A 16597-nucleotide genomic window follows, 5' to 3' on the forward strand; every position below is an offset into this window, starting at 1 on the left:
CGGCCCCGGGCCCGCACAACTACCCTGACCCGGTGACCATCGACCTCGACTCCCTGGCCGCCCGGGTGGAGCGCCCCGACGACGACGCCCGCGCCCGCGTGCGCGAACACCTCGTCGCCGTCGCGGGCGCGCCGAACGCCTACGGCCGACTCGAAGACCTCGCGATCTGGTTCGCCTCGGTTCGAGGCGGCAAGACCACCGCGCCGATCTGTGCCCCCCGGGTCGTGCTCTTCGCCGCCGACCACGGCGTCGCCGCCCACGACGTGTCGGTCCGCCGCCCCGGCTGGACCGCGCGCCAGGTCCGGGCCACGCTGGCGGGCACCTCGACCGCGGCCACGTTCGCGGCCGGCCTGGACGCGCCGATCCGGATCGTCGACATCGCCGTCGACGCCGAGCCCGACGCGTTCCCCGAGCAGGTCTCGCGGGACCGGATCCGCCGCGCGTCCGCGCCCGTGGACACCGCCGACGCACTCGCCCCCGGCGAGGTCGAGCGCGCTTTCGCGGTCGGCATGGCCACCGCGGACGCGGAGATCGACTCGGGCGCCGACCTGCTGCTGCTCGGCTCGTTGGGCGCCGCCGCGTCCACCCCGGCGGCGATCCTGATCGGCGCGCTGACCGGCATGGACGCCGCGGCCGTGATCGGTCGCGGCTCCGGCATCGACGACGCGACCTGGATCCGCAAGTGCGCCACCATCCGCGACGCGCTGCGTAGGGCGCGGCCGGTGCTGGGCGACCCGATGCGGCTGCTCGGCGTGTCCGGCGGGGCCGACTTCGCGGCGATGACCGGATTCCTGCTCCAGTGCTCGATCCGGCGCACCCCGGTGCTGCTGGACGACGTGGCCACCGCCGCGTCCGCGCTGGTCGCCCAGCGGATCTCGTACCGCTCCCCGGACTGGTGGCTGGCCGGCCACGTCACCCCGGAGCCGGGCCACGTCAAGGCGCTGGACCGGCTCGCGCTGGAACCGGTGCTGGACTACCGGGTGCGCGGCGGCGAGGCGGTCGGCGCGCTGCTCGCGCTGCCGGTGCTGCGCGCGGCGGTCGACCTGGTGGCCCGGGTGCACCCCACCCCGTGAGCCCGGGCACCACCTCGGCCGGACTGCGCCTGGCGTTCGGCATGTTGTCGGTGATCCCGGTCCGGGTGGAGCGGGTGGACCGCCCGGTGGCGGGCCGCGCGATGGCGTGCGCGCCGCTGGTCGGCCTGGTCCTGGGCGGCCTCGCGGCCGGGGTGCTCGCACTCGCCGAACGGGCGGGCACCGGCGCGCTCACCGCGGCGGCGCTCGCGGTCGGCACCCTGGCGCTGCTCACCCGCGGCCTGCACCTGGACGGCCTGGCCGACACCGCCGACGGCCTCGGCTCGGCCAGGCCCGCGCCGGACGCGCTGCGGATCATGAAGGCGTCCGACATCGGCCCGTTCGGGGTGCTGAGCCTGCTGTTCCTGGTGCTCGTCGAGACCGGCGCGCTGGTCCGCCTCCAGCACGACGGCCCCGCGCCGGCCGCGGCCGGTCTGGTGCTGGCCGCGGTGACCGGCCGCGTGGCGCTGTCCGTCGCGTGCGGCCCCGGCGTACCGTCCGCGCGGCCGGAGGGGCTCGGCGCGATGGTCGCGGGCACGGTCGGGCGCGGGGTGCTCGTCGCGTGGTCGCTGGTCCTGCTCGGCGCCGCCGGGTTGTACGGCGTGCTCCAGGGCCCGATCGAGGCGCTGCGCGCGTTCGGCGCGGCGACCGCCGGACTCGCCGCCGGCGCACTGCTGTTGCGGCACACCACCCGCCGATTCGGCGGGATCACCGGCGATGTCCTGGGCGCCGTCGTGGAGGTGTGCGGGTGCGTCGTCCTGGTGGTCGTGTCCACTGGCTGAGATGTTTGCCGGGAAGGCGTGAAATGCTGAAGGCGAACGTATCTTCCATACGGCTCGTCACCGCTCGACGAGGCATCCCGAGCAAGGATCGCCACGTCGGTGCCCCACCGATCGTGCGGGCACTCAGCACCCCCGAGAGATGAGAGACAGGATCCTCGTGACCACACTGAGTATCGGCTCCACCGCGGCCCTTTCCCTGCGCGCCGACGTGCTCGTGATCGGCACCGTCAAGGGCGAGGACGGTGCCGTCCTCGCCGCGGGCGCCGAAAGCGTCGCCGCGGCGTTCGACGGCCGGCTCACCGACACCCTGTCCGCGCTCGACGCCACCGGCGCCGAGGGCGAACTACACCGCGTGCCGACCTTCGGCGCGGCCAAGGCCCCGCTGGTGCTCGTGGTCGGCCTGGGCGAACAGCCCGCCGACGGCTTCACCCACGACGCGCTGCGCCGCGCCGGCGGCAATGTCGCCCGGGCGCTCGCCGGTGTCAAGAAGGCGGGCGTCGCCCTGCCGCTCGCCGGTGCGGAGGCGATCGGTGCGTTCGGGGAGGGCGTGCTGCTCGGCGCCTACTCGTTCGAGACCTACCGGGAGAAGTCCCGCGAGGGCCGCAAGGACGCGGTCAAGGACGTCGTGCTGCTCGGCGTCAAGGGCCGGGACAAGGCCGCCAAGGCCGCCGTCGAGCGCGCCGCGATCACCGCGCAGAGCGTCAACCAGGCCCGTGACCTGGTGAACACCCCGCCGAACGACCTCAACCCGAAGGACTTCGCCGCGATCGCGGTGGACACCGGCAAGAACGCCGGCTTCAAGGTCGAGGTGCTCGACGACAAGGCGCTCGCCAAGGGCGGCTTCGGCGGCATCCTGGGCGTCGGCCAGGGCTCGGCGAGCAAGCCGCGCCTGGTCCGCCTGGGCTACACGCACCCCAAGGCCAAGCGCACCATCGCACTGGTGGGCAAGGGCATCACCTACGACTCGGGCGGCATCTCGCTCAAGCCGGCCGGCGCCAACGAGACGATGAAGATGGACATGGGCGGCGCGGCGGCCGTGCTGGGCGCGGTCGCGGCGGTGGCCCGGCTGGGCCTGGAGGTCAACGTGACCGGCTGGCTCGCGCTGGCCGAGAACATGCCCTCCGGCACCGCGACCCGTCCCGGCGACGTACTGCGCATGTACGGCGGTCGCACGGTCGAGGTGCTCAACACCGACGCCGAGGGCCGGCTGGTGCTCGCCGACGCGATCACGCGCGCGTGCGAGGAGTCGCCGCAGATGCTGATCGACGTGGCGACGCTGACCGGCGCGATGATGGTCGCGCTGGGCAACGACATGTACGGGATCATGTCGAACGACGACACGTTCCGCGGCGCGGTGCACGACGCCGCGACGCGCGCCGGCGAGCCGGCTTGGCCGATGCCGCTGCCGACCGAGCTGCGCAAGTCGATGGACTCGCCGATCGCCGACATCAAGAACATGGGCTCGCGGATGGGTGGCGGCCTGGTGGCCGGTCTCTTCCTCCAGGAGTTCGTGGCCGAGGGCGTCAGTTGGGCGCACCTGGACATCGCCGGCCCCGCGTTCCACGAGGGCGAGGCCGGCGGCTACCGGCCCAAGGGCGGTACCGGTGTCGCGGTGCGCTCGCTGCTCCAGGTCGCGCAGGACATCGCGGACAACCGGATCTGATTCCGCGCTCACCGGGACCGGTTCGGTCCGGTGGGTTCGATCCGGCTCGATCCCGGTTCGCCCGGTTCGACCGGTTCGGCCGGGGCACGCAGGCGCCCCGGCCGAACCCGATCCGGGTGGACCCGGATCGGGTTCGGACCCGGATCGCTCAGGATCCCTCGCCGGACTGCCGGCGGGTCCACTCGCGCATCCGCTTCGGGTAGCCCACCAGCGCCGCCTCGTACACCGGGATGCCGAGCTTGCGCGCGAGCGTGCGCGCGGCTCCGGGGTCGACGACCCGGCGTCGGGTCCACTCCCCGGTGTCGGCGATGAACACCACCGTCGTCCCGCTCAGGGTGGTCACCGGCTCGATGTACGCCTCGACTCCCTTGCGGCTGCGCGCGAACTCGCTCAGGTGCGCGGCCGCGGCCGCGGCCTGCCTGCGGTCGGGCGCGTCCGCGCCGGCACCGCGTTTGCGTCGGAACAACCCCACGGGGATTTCCTTCCTGTCGTACGCGCATGTCATCCGCGTCCGTCCGGGGTCGGCGGTCGCGTTCGTGTCGGAACAACGAGTCACGACGACACGTTGTGCCCCCGGTCCGCCATTTCGGCCCCGCCCTTGTGGGACAGGCAACACCGGGGCGGAGTGCTCGGCCGCTCCCGACAAGTGGGAGGATGTTGTACCGGCACTTGAGACCTTCCACAAGAAGGGGGTGCTCCCCGCCGCGTCCCGCGCGGGTGGGCATCGCAATCACAGGAGGACGTGACGTGGCGAACGACGCCGGAGCCGTTTTCGATGTAGTCATTCTCGGAGGCGGGAGCGGCGGCTATGCGTGCGCCCTTCGCGCGGCCGAACTCGGTATGCGGGTCGTCCTCATCGAAAAGGGCAAGCTCGGCGGCACGTGTCTGCACAACGGCTGCATCCCGACCAAGGCCCTGCTGCACGCGGGCGAGGTCGCGGACCAGACTCGTGAGAGCGAGCAGTTCGGCGTCAAGTCGACGTTCGACGGCATCGACATCGCAGCCGTGCACGCTTACAAGGACGGCGTCATCTCGCGCCTGTTCAAGGGCCTGACCGGTCTGATCAAGAGCCGCAACATCACCGTCGTCGAGGGCGCCGGCAAGCTCGTGTCGCCGACCGCGGTCGAGGTGAACGGGCAGCGCTACGAGGGTCGACACGTGGTACTTGCGACCGGCTCGGTGCCCAAGTCGCTGCCGGGCCTGGAGATCGACGGCAACCGCGTGATCAACAGCGACCACGCGCTGGTGCTCGACCGGGTCCCGCAGTCCGCGGTGGTGCTGGGCGGCGGTGTGATCGGCGTCGAGTTCGCCAGCGCCTGGAAGTCCTTCGGCGTGGACGTGACCATCGTCGAGGCGCTGCCGCACCTGGTGGCGCTGGAGGACGAGGCGAGCAGCAAGCTCCTGGAGCGCGCCTTCCGCCGCCGCGGCATCAAGTTCGAGCTCGGCGCGCGCTTCGCCGGTGTCGAGTACACCGACGCGGGCGTGCGGGTCTCGCTGGAGAACGGCAAGCAGATCGAGGCCGAGTTGCTGCTCGTCGCCGTCGGTCGCGGCCCGGTCTCGGCGGGCCTGGGCTACGAGGAGGCCGGCGTCGCGATGGATCGCGGTTACGTCCTGGTGGACGAGTACTGCGCCACCAACGTGCCGACCATCTCCGCCGTGGGCGACCTCATCCCCACCCTTCAGCTCGCCCACGTCGGTTTCGGCGAGGGCATTCTGGTCGCCGAGCGGATCGCCGGACTGAACCCGGTGCCGATCGACTACGCGGGCGTGCCGCGCGTGACCTACTGCGACCCGGAGGTGGCCTCGGTCGGCCTCACCGAGGCGCAGGCGGTCGAGCGCTACGGCTCGGACAAGCTCGCCACGATCAGCTACAGCCTCGGCGGCAACGGCAAGAGCCAGATCCTCAAGACGACCGGCCAGGTCAAGGTCGTCTCGGTCAAGGACGGCCCGGTCGTCGGCATCCACATGGTCGGCGCCCGCATGGGCGAGCTGACCTCGGAAGCCCAGCTGATCTACAACTGGGAGGCCCTGCCGGCCGAGGTCGCCCAGCTCATCCACCCGCACCCGACGCAGTCCGAGGCGCTTGGCGAGGCCCACCTCGCGTTGGCGGGCAAGCCCCTGCACGTCCACGACTGACGACGCGCCCCCAATCGCGCCCCGTCATCCAAGACACACGCCTTGAAGCGTTGAGAAGGAGTCATTGACCCATGCCGGTCTCCGTAACACTGCCCGCGCTCGGCGAGAGCGTGCAGGAGGGCACCATCACCCGCTGGCTCAAGCAGGAGGGTGAGCGCGTCGAGCTGGACGAGCCCCTGCTCGAGGTCTCGACCGACAAGGTCGACACCGAGATCCCCTCCCCCGCCGCCGGCATTCTGGTGTCCATCAAGGCCCAGGAAGACGACACGGTCGACGTCGGCGCCGAGCTGGCCGTGATCGACGACGGCACCGGTGCCGCGGCGCCGGCTCCGGCCGCCGCGCCGGCGCAGGAGGCGGCGGCTCCGGCCGCGCCCGCCCAGGCCGCTCCGGCAGCTCCGGCTGCGCCCGCCGCGCAGGAGCCCGCCCCGGCCGCGGCTCCGGCCGCACCCGCCGGCGACGTGCAGGGCACCCCGGTGCTGCTGCCCGCGCTCGGCGAGAGCGTGCAGGAGGGCACCATCACCCGCTGGCTCAAGCAGGAGGGTGACACGGTCGAGGCCGACGAGCCGCTCCTGGAGGTCTCGACCGACAAGGTCGACACCGAGATCCCCGCGCCGATCGGCGGCGTGCTGCTGAAGATCAGCGTCGCCGAGGACGAGACGGTGGAGGTCGGCGCCGAGTTGGCCGTCATCGGCGCACCCGGTTCCGCGCCGGCCGCGGCGCCCGCTCCGGCGGCGCCCGCACCGGCCCAGCAGGCTCCGGCGACTCCGGCTCCGGCCGCCGCCGCACCGGCTCCCGCTCCGGCCCAGGCGCCCGCGCCAAAGCCGGCTCCGGCGCCCGCTCCGGCTCCGGTCGCCGCCGCTCCGGCCGCGCAGCTCACCCCGCCCGCCGAGGCCGACGGCGCGTACGTCACGCCGCTGGTGCGCAAGCTGGCCGCCGAGCACAACGTGGACCTGGGCTCGATCGCGGGCACCGGCATCGGTGGTCGGATCCGCAAGCAGGACGTCCTGGAGACGGCCCGCAAGCAGCAGGCGGCCCAGGCCGCCGCCGCGGCATCGGCTCCGGCCGCCGCCTCGGCCGCGCCTGCCGCGAAGGCCCCGGCTGCGATCGAGCCGTCGCCGCTGCGCGGTCGGACCGAGAAGCTCTCGCGCATGCGCACGGTGATCGCCAAGCGCATGGTCGAGTCGCTGCAGACCTCGGCCCAGCTCACCACGGTCGTGGAGGTGGACGTCACCAACATCGCCCGCCTGCGCGACCGGGCCAAGAACGACTTCGTGGCGCGTGAGGGCGTCAAGCTGTCGTTCATGCCGTTCTTCGCGAAGGCGGCCGTCGAGGCGCTCAAGGTCCACCCGGTCCTGAACGCGTCGATGGACCTGAACGCGGGCACGGTGACCTACCACGACGCCGAGCACCTGGTGATCGCGGTGGACACCGACCGCGGCCTGATGGTCCCGGTCATCCACAACGCGGGTGACCTGAACATCGCGGGCCTCTCGCGCAAGATCTCCGACCTGGCCGAGCGCACCCGCACCAACAAGGTGAGCCCGGACGAGCTGGCCGGCGGTACGTTCACGCTGACCAACACCGGTTCGCGCGGCGCGCTCTTCGACACGCCGATCTTCCCGCAGCCGCAGGTCGCGATGCTCGGCACGGGCGCGGTCGTCAAGCGCCCGGTCGTGGTCAACGACCCGACGCTCGGCGAGGTCATCGCGGTCCGCTCGATGGTGTACCTGGCCCTGTCCTACGACCACCGTCTGGTGGACGGCGCGGACGCGGCCCGCTTCCTGCAGACGGTGAAGACCCGCCTGGAGGAAGGCGCCTTCGAGGGCGACCTCGGCCTGTAGGACACGCCGCGGCGGTGCGGACGCACCGCGTGGCAGGCACATTCCGAAGGCGGTCCGGACAGTCCGGGCCGCCTTCGGCATGTCCGGGGTCCGGTGGGCAAGGATGTTCCCATGCGCATCGCCGTCACCGGTTCGTCCGGCCTCGTGGGTTCCGCTCTCGTCCGCTCGCTGACCGCCGACGGCCACGATGTGGTCCGACTGGTCCGCCGGCCTCCCGGCGGACCGCACGAGGTGCGCTGGGACCCGCACGCGGGCACCGTGGACACCGCCTCGCTCGGTCCGGTGGACGCGGCGGTGCACCTGGCCGGCGCGGGCATCGGGGACAAGCGCTGGACGGCCGCGTACAAGCGCGAACTCCGCGACAGCCGGGTCCTGGGCACCGAGGCCGTCTCGCGCGCGCTGGCCGCCCTCGAGCCCGCCCCGCGCGTGCTCCTGGCCGGTTCCGCGATGGGCTATTACGGCGACACCGCCGATCGCGAGGTGGACGAATCGTCCCCGCCCGGCAGCGGCTTCCTGGCCGACCTGTGCACCGAGTGGGAGGCCGCCACCGCACCGGCCCTGGAGGCGGGCATCCGGGTCGCCCATCTGCGGACCGGCCTGGTGGTCTCCCGATCCGGCGGTGCGTGGGGCCGGATGTTCCCGTTGTTCAAGGCGGGTCTGGGCGGCCGGCTCGGCTCGGGCCGGCAGTACTGGAGCTTCATCTCGCTGGTCGACGAGGTCGCCGCGATCCGCCACGTCCTGGAGCACGCCGACCTCGCCGGCCCGATCAACCTGACCGCGCCGCACCCGGTCACCAACGCGGAGGCGACCAAGGCGATGGGCAGAGCCCTGCACCGCCCCACCGTCCTCGCGGTACCCCCCTTCGCCCTGCGCGCCGTCCTCGGCGACTTCGCCGGCGAGATCCTCACCGGCCAACGTGTGCTCCCCAAGGCCCTGCTCGACTCCGGCTTCACCTTCCGACACCCCACCATCGACACCGCGATCGCCGCGGCCCTGAACCGCTGACGGGACCGACGGCGACACCGGCCCGGCCCCTGCCTCGGGCCGTAGGACGCGGCGTCGACCGGGCGGCTGCGATCGCCGGTCGGTAACGGGCACACCGGGTCGGCGGGTCGCACACCTGCCGAACCACACCAACTCCCGTGTACCGCAACGGTCTTTCGGCATTTCGCTGGGTATGACCAGTAGGCGATGAAACCGACTCCGCGGCGCCTGCGGCCGTGGGCAGGGGGACGGGAGGACGACCGTGGTCGACGTGCGTCGAACCGAGGTGATCGTGGTGGGAGCCGGCCTGGCCGGCTTGAGCGCGGCACGGACCATCGCCGCGGCGGGGGTTGCGGTGACGGTCCTGGAGGCCGCCGACCGACCCGGTGGGCGGGTGCGCACCGACCTCGTGGACGGCTTCCGGGTCGATCACGGCTTCCAGTCGCTGACCACCTCGTGGCCTCAGGTGGGCCGGCAACTGGACGTGCCCGCACTGGGGTTGCGCGCGTTCCAGCCCGGCGTGCTGCTCCACGAGGACGGCCGCACCCATCGGGTCGGCGACGTCCGCCGGGTCCGGGACGCGCTCGGCGGTCTGCGCAACGGCAACGGCACCGACCGCGCCCGACTCGCCGCGTTATTGGCCCGGACCGCGTCCTCCCCGGTCGCCCGGGTGATGAGCGCTCCCGAGACGGCCACCGTCGACGCGCCGACGATGCGCGCGCTGCCGCCGGACCTGACCCGCCGTACGCTGCGCCCGCTGCTGACCGCGCTGTTGCACGATCCCGCACTGGGCACGTCGAGCCGGTTCGCCGAATTGACGCTGCGCTCGTTCCTGCGCGGCCGGATGGCACTGCCCGCGCGCGGCATGGCCGCCGTACCCCGGCAACTCGCGGTCGGCCTGCCCTCCGGCGCGGTGCGCTACGGCGTGCGGGTGTTGTCCGTCTCGGCCGACCGCGTACTGACCGACGTGGCGGGCGAGATCCGCGCCGGCGCGGTGGTCGTGGCCACCGACCCGACCACGGCGGTGGCCCTGCTGCCGGGCCTGCGGATGCCCGAGTTCCACCCGGTGACCACGCTGTACCACGTGGCGCGCGCCGCTCCCCGGCCCGACGCGTCACTGCTCGTGGAGGCCGACCCCCGCAGCCCGTTCACGCACACCGCGGTGGTCAGCCAGGTCGCGCCCACGTACGCGCCCGACCGGCGCGCCCTGATCGCCACCACCGTGCTGGGCCACGACGGCTCGGAGCCGACCAAACTCGAACTACGGGTCCGCGAGCGGCTGGCCGTCGTGTACGACACGCCCACCACCGAGTGGGCGCACCTGACCACCTGTCATATCCCGCGCGCCGTCCCGGTGGTCGAGCCCGGCCACAACTTCCGCCGCCCGGTCCGCATGATCGGCGGCCTGTATGTCTGCGGCGACCACCGCGACTCCAGCTCCATCCAGGGCGCCCTGACCTCCGGCTGCCGAGCCGCCAGATCCGCCCTCGCCGACCTGGGCGTACCGGCGGCCTGAAGAAGGCCCACGGCCCGTCACGCCCACCCGAGGCCCGAAATCCACCACCTTCGGGCCCTACGCAACGGGTGGGCGGTGAGCGGAAACCCTCAAGCCGTGCGCACGAAGCACCCCGACCGCGCCTCGAACTCCCGTACCGCCGGCACGTCCCGATACGGCGCCAGCCGATGCGTGAACTCGCGCACGTAGTCCACCGCCCGTGACGACCGCAGACCCTCCGCCTGCTCGGTCGCCTCCGCCTCCACCCGGCACGCCTGCTCCACCTCGCCCAGCTCCAACAACGCGGTGGCCAGGATGGTCTGGCAGAACAGCCGGCTGCGGACGTACTCGCTCCCGCGCAGCCGCAAGGACCGCTCCGCGTACTCGCGGGCCTTGTCGTAGTCCTCCAAGTCCCGGTAGCAGTGCGCGTGGTCGTCGGTGAGCTGCGCCTCGTTCATGAACGCGACCCACTCCGGCTCGTCGTCCCCCTCCGCGACACACTCCAGCGCCTGCTCCGCGCGCAGCAGCGCCGCCCCGCACGCCCGCGGGTCCCCCAACAGCCCGTGCCCGCGCGCCTCGACCGCGTGGAACAGCGCCCGGACCCGGGGGGTGGCCACCGCCGAGGCGCCCTGCTGGGCGACCCGCGCCAGTTGTACCGCCTCGCGCCCGTGCCCGAGGTAGACCGCCTGCCGGCTCATCGTGGACAACACGAATCCGCCCAGCGCCCGATCCCCCGACGCCTGAGCCAACCGCAGCGCCTGGACGAAGTAGCGCTGCGCCATCCCGTGCACGCCCACGTCGTACGCCATCCAGCCGACCAGCCGGGTCAGCGTGGCCGCCGCGCCGAACAACGCGCTGCCGGTGCGCGAGTCGTAGGTCCCGCGCAGTATCGCGGTCACCTCCGTGTCGAGGTAGCGCACCAGCGCCTGTCTGCCGTGCCCCCCGCCGAACGAGTTGTCCAACCGCCGGAACGCCTCGCCGACGGCACGCACCGCGGCCACGTCGCCGAGCCCGACCCGATCGCCGTCCTGCCGGGCGGGCCGCTCGTCACCGGCGCCGATCAGCCAGTCCCGGCTGGGCACCACCAACGCCCCGGGCGTGAACGCGGCCTCCACCAGCGCGGATCGCTGGGCCGAGTCGGCCTGCCACATGCCGGTGACGATCTCGACCGCCTCGGGCGGACCGGACGCGTATTCGAGCCCGGCATAGTCCGGTCGGCAACCGGCCATGCCCAGATCCTCGGCGCTGAGCTTGCGGCCGAGCCGCTGGGTGAAGACCTCGGCAAGCAGTATCGGCACGATCCCGCGCGGATGTTGGCCACGCAGCCAGCGCGCCACGGAGGTCTTGTCGTACCGGAGATCGATGCCTTGTTCCGCACCGAGTTGGTCAACGCGTCGGGCCAGACCGGCATGTGAGAAGCCGGCTTCCTCGACAAGCGCCGCCAGCCGGTGATTGGGGCGCCGCTCGACCCTGGCTGCCATGGAGATGAACGCCTCCCGCTGGTGCGGTGGTTCGGTGTGGGTGGGTGATCGCGCGAGAATCTAGCGATTTCTGGAGCGCTACAACCCGAACGCTCGCAACAATGACCCTTTCGAGTTACCGGGATCGGCTCGGCGATCGGGGGGCGAATCGGGCCCGACGGCGGCCCGGCGCGGCCGAGTTCGGCAGAACCTGCCGAACCCTGCGGACGGATCCGATGTGCCGTCACCAGCCCTGGGCCGCTTGCGGTGCGCGGACCCGTGGTGGAACATGCGCGGGGCAGTTCACCCGATGGGATGATCGACACCCACGCGGACGAACCGCGTGACCGACCCCGACCGAAGCTCGCGACCGACCACCGCGGCCCCGACGGCCTCGCGCCGACCGCCCGACATCGATTCGAAGGAAGCGCACGCGTGACCCGGCAGCCCGACGACACCGCTCGCGGGATCGTGATCCCGCTGGCCGCGGTCGCGCTCGTGTGCCTGCTGCTCACCAGCGGAGTCTTCCTGTTCGCCGGCTCGGATCGGGACAAGGGCCGCGGCCGCCCGGTCTCGCGCGACGTGAACATGCCGCTGCCGGCGCCCGCGCCGGTGTTTCCCGACGCCGGTTCGCCGAGCCCGGGCGCGACCACCACGACGACCGCCGGCCCGACCAAATCGGTGACCCGGTCCCCGTCCGCCTCGGCGAGCGCGACCGCGAGCACGAGCCCGACGGCGACCCGCTCGAGCGCGCCGCCCACGTCGGCCGCCCCACCCGTCCCGCCCCCGCCCGCCACCACCGGCCCGAAGGACATCACCGTCGACGCCACGGTGAGCGACTCCGGTTGGGGTGCCGACGGCACGGTGGTCATCACCAACCGCACCGCCCACCCGCTCCCCTCGTGGGACCTCACCCTCACCGCGACGGGTCGGCAGAGCGGCTTCACCATGCTCTACGGCGAGGACATGCGCACCAGCACCGACCGCGGCACCGCGACCGCGCGCGGCCGGGGCCCGTTGGCCCCCGGAGCCAGCGCGGTGATCGAGTTCGGCCTGTACGGGCGCGTCGAGTCGATCGGCTGCACGTTCACCGGTGTCACCTGCCACGTACGCGGGCTCGACGCCGGCCACGGGTGAGAGAAGGCCTCGTCGTACGCTGGTGGACGTGACCAGCTTCTTGCGATTCGTGCACTTGGGCATCGGCGCCGACGCCGTTCCGTACGAGGCCGCGTGGGAGGAACAACGCCGCGTCCACGAGCAGGTGGTCAGCGGTGCCGTCGCCGACACGTGTCTGCTCCTCGAGCACCCCGCGGTGTACACGGCGGGCCGCCGTACCGACCCCTCCGAGCGCCCGATGGACGGCACGCCCGTGGTCGACGTGGACCGGGGCGGCAAGATCACCTGGCACGGCCCCGGCCAACTCGTCGGCTATCCGATCGTGCGACTGCCCGAGCCGGTGGACGTGGTCGCGCACGTGCGCCGGATGGAGGAGGCGCTGATCCGGGTCTGCGCCGACCTGGGCCTGGAGACCACCCGGATCGAGGGCCGCAGCGGCGTCTGGGTCCTGGGCGACGCGGTTCCCGAGCGGCCCGGCCCGACCGGCGGTCTCGACCTGCGGCTGGACAGCCGACTCGCGGCCGGGCCCGACCCGCGCCTGCACCCCGAGTTCGACCCGCGCCTGGCCGGACCGGAGTACGCGCCCTCCAACGCGGGCCAGCGCGGCGACGACCGCAAGCTCGCCGCGATCGGCGTCCGGGTCTCGCGCAAGGTGACCATGCACGGCTTCGCGATCAACTGCGACGCCGACATGACGTACTACGACCGGATCGTGCCGTGCGGCATCAAGGACGCCGGCGTCACCTCGCTGAGCCGCGAACTGGGCCGCGAGGTCACCGTCACCGAGGTACTGCCCCTGGCCGAGAAGCACCTCGCCGACGTGTTCGCGCACGTGCCGGCGTGACGCCCGCCCGAACGCCCGCGCGACGCGCGCCGGGTCGCCCGCGTGACGCACGCCTCACGGTCCGCGTGACGCACGCCTCGTACCGAATCCGGCATCCGGGGAATCCACCCCGGTTCGCCCCGGTTGCCACCTGACGGGCCGTCCGAACGCCCGTTTCGCTCGGCGTACTCTGGACGTACCGCCCCACCAGGGGCCCGGACCATCCTGTCGGGCCCATCGCAGTCTGTCCCGCCCCGCAGGCTGCCCCGAGAAGAGGGAGTCGCGCGTGTCCGCTGTCGCACCCGACGGCCGCAAGCTGCTTCGCCTGGAAGTCCGCAACGCCGAGACTCCCATCGAGCGCAAGCCTTCGTGGATCAAGACCCGGGCGAAGATGGGCCCCGAGTACACCGAGCTCAAACAACTCGTGAAGCGCGAGGGGCTGCACACGGTGTGCGAGGAGGCCGGCTGCCCCAACATCTACGAATGCTGGGAAGACCGCGAGGCGACCTTCCTGATCGGCGGCGACCAGTGCACCCGGCGCTGCGACTTCTGCCAGATCGACACCGGCAAGCCGGCCGAGCTGGACCGGGACGAACCGCGCCGCGTCGCGGAGTCGGTCCAGGCGATGGGCCTGAAGTACGCGACCATCACCGGCGTCGCCCGCGACGACCTCCCCGACGGCGGCGCGTGGCTGTACGCGGAGACCGTCCGCCAGATCAAGGAGCTGAACCCGGGGACCGGGGTGGAACTGCTGATCCCGGACTTCACCGCCCAGCCGGACCAACTGGCCGAGGTGTTCTCCTCCCGTCCCGAGGTGCTCGCGCACAACATCGAGACGGTGCCGCGCATCTTCAAGCGCATCCGGCCGGGCTTCCGCTACGAGCGCTCGCTCGACGTGATCACCCAGGCCCGGGCCGACGGCCTGGTCACCAAGTCCAACCTGATCCTGGGCATGGGCGAGGAACGCGCCGAGATCAGCCAGGCCATGCAGGACCTGTACGACGCCGGCTGCGAACTGCTGACCATCACGCAGTATCTGCGGCCGAGCGTGCGGCACCACCCCGTCGAGCGCTGGGTGCGCCCGGAGGAGTTCGTCGAGCTGAACGAGGAGGCCGAGGAGATCGGCTTCGCGGGCGTGCTCTCCGGCCCCCTGGTCCGCTCGTCGTACCGCGCGGGCCGGCTCTACCGCCAAGCCCTCGAAGTACGCGAAACCCGCTCCGCTTCGGGCGAAGGTGTGCAGACCTTCACGTCGGTTTGACCCTGACGTCATCGTTTGGTAACACATTGTTGCGAGAGTCGACCGCAGTGCGGTGAACCTTCGCACCGAGAACAGGTAGGGGGACGACGTCATGCAGGACACGCAGCAGGGCAACGCCTCGGTGCTGCGGGGCGCGTTCGATCGCGGCACCGCGGCCCGGCGGGCGACCGTCGGCCGGGTCTTCCGAGCGGTCGAGACCGTACTGATGTTCGAGGGCGGCCAGCGCACCGCGCGGCGCAACGCGTGGGCCGCGGTGTGTGCCGACCGCAACCGTGCCCGCGCCCGCGCCGAGGCCTCCGACATCCTGGCCCGGCTCGCCCCGGTCAACCCGGCACCGGGCGCCGGCTCGCACTGACACGCGACACGTGTGGCATCGCGTGACGCGGGTGTGGACACAGGTGTCCGCGCCCGGCCGCCGGCAACACCGTTCGGCCGTTCGCCGGGGGCTCGTCTCCCGTCGGACGGCCGCGGCGCTGCGCCGGTCGCATGAAGGTTCGGACAAGCTGTCGGCAGCCATTGTCCCGGGTGGATGACACGCCAGTATCCTTTTCACATGGCGAGCAAGGAACCATCCGAGAAGAGCGGCCGGCTGAAGCAGATCCGGCTCGCCTACCAGCAGACGAAGAAGGCCGATCCGTGGGTCGGCTTGATTGTGGCGGCCTGGGGCCTGGGCGTATTCGCAGTACTCCTGGCCATCGGCTTCTGGTGGGGACATCCGATCTACCTGGGCATCTTCGGTGCCCTCGTGGGTCTGCTCGCGGCGGCCTTCATCTTCGGACGACGGGCCGAGAAGTCGGTGCTCGGCCAGATGGAGGGCCAGCCCGGCGCGGCGTTGGCGGTCATGCAGTCACTCAAGCGTGGCTGGGTCGTGACCCCCACCGTGGCCATCACCCGCCAGCAGGATGTCGTGCACCGCGCCGTGGGTCGCCCCGGTATCATCCTGGTGGGCGAGGGCCAGCCCGGTCGCGTGACGCGACTGCTGGCCGACGAGAAGAAGCGCATGTCCCGCCTGGCGGCGAGCACCGTGGTGCACACGATCATCGTCGGCAACGACGAGGGCCAGGTCCCGCTGCGCAAGCTGCAACGGCACATCATGAAGTTGAGCCCGACCATGGCCAAGCCCGAGGTCGCGGTGGTCAACGACCGCCTGCGCGCGGTCGGCGACCTGATGAAGAACATGCCGGTGCCCAAGGGCCCGATGCCGAAGGGCGCGCGCATGCCGCGCGGCCCGCGCGGCTGACCCCTCGACGGCCACCGCGCCACGCAGCAGCACCCCGTCCCCGCCCGATCGCGAGAGCGGCGGCGATCCGCATCGGATCGCCGCCGCTCTTTTGCCGTACCGGGTCCGGGTGCTCGTATCCCGGGTCCGGGTGCTCGTATCCCGGGTCCGGACCGTCGCGCCGGGTTCGTACGCGTCGCGTCCGTGGGGTCGTGCCCGTGGGGTCGTGCCCGCAGGCGTCGTGCCCGGAGACGCGTCGTGTCGGCACGCGTCGTGTTACGAACTACGCACGCACCACCGCGGTACCGACCGCCTTGTCGTGGAACCCGCGCCCGTCCCGGTCGTAGATCGCCGGCGGGATCACCAGGCACAGCAGGAACGTACGCACCACGACCGCGAGCGGCAGCAGCGTGTCGCGGGTGACCGACACCACCCGGATGCCCATGATCCGCTTGCCGAAGGTCCAGCCGATCGTGCTCACCAGGAGCAGGTTCTCGGCGGCGAACACGGCGAGGGTGCCCCAGCTCGTCCCGGGGTCGTTGAGGTCGCCGCCGCCTATGAAGGACAGCGCGATGATGTAGCAGATGCTCCAGTCGATGAGCAGGGCGATCAACCTGCGCCCGGTGGGCGCGAGCGAGTTGGGTCCGTCCTCGGGCAGCCCGAGACGCTTGCCGCGGTAGCCGAAGTCTTCGCCCGCCGTCCCGGGGGCCTGGTTCCGCGATGCGGTCGTGTTCTCGTCCACCCTTCCAA

The 16597-nt window shown here is 72.4% G+C and carries 15 protein-coding genes; 12 read left to right on the plus strand and 3 right to left on the minus strand.

All coding sequences use genetic code 11. The features are described from left to right. The first annotated feature begins 32 nt into the window (after nucleotides 1-32). The 3 genes from OG948_RS11220 (at nucleotide 33) to OG948_RS11230 (ending at nucleotide 3515) form a co-directional block, all read left to right on the plus strand. Nucleotides 33-1073, plus strand: a complete 1041-nt coding sequence (locus tag OG948_RS11220; RefSeq protein WP_406295884.1) for a nicotinate-nucleotide--dimethylbenzimidazole phosphoribosyltransferase — start codon at nucleotides 33-35, stop codon at nucleotides 1071-1073. Beyond that, complete coding sequence (locus OG948_RS11225) at nucleotides 1070-1852, plus strand: adenosylcobinamide-GDP ribazoletransferase (RefSeq protein WP_406295886.1); 783 nt, start codon at nucleotides 1070-1072, stop codon at nucleotides 1850-1852. The genes OG948_RS11220 and OG948_RS11225 overlap by 4 nt, the downstream gene beginning before the upstream one ends. A gap of 157 nt (nucleotides 1853-2009) precedes the next feature. Then, the gene (locus OG948_RS11230; protein WP_406295888.1) at nucleotides 2010-3515 is read left to right on the plus strand and encodes a leucyl aminopeptidase; all 1506 of its coding nucleotides are present in this window, start codon (nucleotides 2010-2012) and stop codon (nucleotides 3513-3515) included. A 148-nt stretch (nucleotides 3516-3663) separates the two neighbouring features. On the opposite strand, the gene OG948_RS11235 is transcribed toward OG948_RS11230, so the two are convergent. Further along, entirely contained in the window at nucleotides 3664-3987 is a 324-nt protein-coding gene (locus tag OG948_RS11235; RefSeq protein ID WP_395862269.1) for a hypothetical protein, read from the minus strand. Between the two features lie 275 nt (nucleotides 3988-4262). Here OG948_RS11235 and lpdA point away from each other — a divergent pair, with 275 nt between their 5' ends. The 4 genes from lpdA to OG948_RS11255 all read left to right on the plus strand — a co-directional run bounded on the left by lpdA (nucleotide 4263) and on the right by OG948_RS11255 (nucleotide 9992). Then, nucleotides 4263-5651, plus strand: coding sequence for a dihydrolipoyl dehydrogenase (gene lpdA / locus OG948_RS11240; RefSeq protein WP_395862267.1), 1389 nt, complete (start codon nucleotides 4263-4265; stop codon nucleotides 5649-5651). Between the two features lie 71 nt (nucleotides 5652-5722). Then, entirely contained in the window at nucleotides 5723-7492 is a 1770-nt protein-coding gene (sucB, locus tag OG948_RS11245; RefSeq protein WP_406295890.1) for a 2-oxoglutarate dehydrogenase, E2 component, dihydrolipoamide succinyltransferase, read from the plus strand. Nucleotides 7493-7603: 111 nt separating this feature from the next. Continuing rightward, nucleotides 7604-8497 carry a TIGR01777 family oxidoreductase gene (locus OG948_RS11250; RefSeq protein WP_406295892.1) on the plus strand — a complete coding sequence of 298 codons (894 nt, stop codon included), beginning with the start codon at nucleotides 7604-7606 and terminating at the stop codon, nucleotides 8495-8497. Between the two features lie 250 nt (nucleotides 8498-8747). Then, nucleotides 8748-9992, plus strand: coding sequence for an NAD(P)/FAD-dependent oxidoreductase (locus tag OG948_RS11255; RefSeq protein WP_406295893.1), 1245 nt, complete (start codon nucleotides 8748-8750; stop codon nucleotides 9990-9992). Between the two features lie 89 nt (nucleotides 9993-10081). Here OG948_RS11255 and OG948_RS11260 read toward each other — a convergent pair whose 3' ends face one another. Then, entirely contained in the window at nucleotides 10082-11452 is a 1371-nt protein-coding gene (locus OG948_RS11260; RefSeq protein WP_406295895.1) for a regulator, read from the minus strand. Nucleotides 11453-11866: 414 nt separating this feature from the next. On the opposite strand from OG948_RS11260, the gene OG948_RS11265 reads away from it, so the two are divergent. The 5 genes from OG948_RS11265 to OG948_RS11285 all read left to right on the plus strand — a co-directional run bounded on the left by OG948_RS11265 (nucleotide 11867) and on the right by OG948_RS11285 (nucleotide 15868). Continuing rightward, nucleotides 11867-12568 (plus strand): hypothetical protein, encoded by a 702-nt coding sequence (locus tag OG948_RS11265; protein WP_406295896.1) that lies wholly within the window; start codon nucleotides 11867-11869, stop codon nucleotides 12566-12568. Between the two features lie 28 nt (nucleotides 12569-12596). Continuing rightward, on the plus strand, nucleotides 12597-13391 hold the full coding sequence (gene lipB, locus OG948_RS11270) for a lipoyl(octanoyl) transferase LipB (RefSeq protein ID WP_406295898.1): 795 nt from the start codon (nucleotides 12597-12599) through the stop codon (nucleotides 13389-13391). Nucleotides 13392-13656: 265 nt separating this feature from the next. Next, nucleotides 13657-14628 carry a lipoyl synthase gene (gene lipA / locus OG948_RS11275; protein WP_395862254.1) on the plus strand — a complete coding sequence of 324 codons (972 nt, stop codon included), beginning with the start codon at nucleotides 13657-13659 and terminating at the stop codon, nucleotides 14626-14628. 91 nt (nucleotides 14629-14719) lie between these two features. Beyond that, complete coding sequence (locus OG948_RS11280) at nucleotides 14720-14983, plus strand: hypothetical protein (protein WP_406295901.1); 264 nt, start codon at nucleotides 14720-14722, stop codon at nucleotides 14981-14983. A 198-nt stretch (nucleotides 14984-15181) separates the two neighbouring features. Next, nucleotides 15182-15868 (plus strand): DUF4191 domain-containing protein, encoded by a 687-nt coding sequence (locus tag OG948_RS11285; protein WP_395862249.1) that lies wholly within the window; start codon nucleotides 15182-15184, stop codon nucleotides 15866-15868. Nucleotides 15869-16130: 262 nt separating this feature from the next. On the opposite strand, the gene OG948_RS11290 is transcribed toward OG948_RS11285, so the two are convergent. Continuing rightward, nucleotides 16131-16589 (minus strand): RDD family protein, encoded by a 459-nt coding sequence (locus OG948_RS11290; protein ID WP_406295903.1) that lies wholly within the window; start codon nucleotides 16587-16589, stop codon nucleotides 16131-16133. Between the last annotated feature and the right edge of the window lie 8 nt (nucleotides 16590-16597).

Source organism: Embleya sp. NBC_00888 (assembly GCF_045207655.1).
Classification (GTDB): domain Bacteria; phylum Actinomycetota; class Actinomycetes; order Streptomycetales; family Streptomycetaceae; genus Embleya.

Bases quoted from the DNA above. Each gene is read 5' to 3' on its own strand.
- sucB (WP_406295890.1), top strand. From the start codon at position 5,723: ATGCCGGTCTCCGTAACACTGCCCGCGCTCGGCGAGAGCGTGCAGGAG.
- OG948_RS11250 (WP_406295892.1), top strand. From the start codon at position 7,604: ATGCGCATCGCCGTCACCGGTTCGTCCGGCCTCGTGGGTTCCGCTCTC.
- OG948_RS11260 (WP_406295895.1), bottom strand. From the start codon at position 11,452: ATGGCAGCCAGGGTCGAGCGGCGCCCCAATCACCGGCTGGCGGCGCTT.
- OG948_RS11280 (WP_406295901.1), top strand. From the start codon at position 14,720: ATGCAGGACACGCAGCAGGGCAACGCCTCGGTGCTGCGGGGCGCGTTC.
- OG948_RS11285 (WP_395862249.1), top strand. From the start codon at position 15,182: ATGGCGAGCAAGGAACCATCCGAGAAGAGCGGCCGGCTGAAGCAGATC.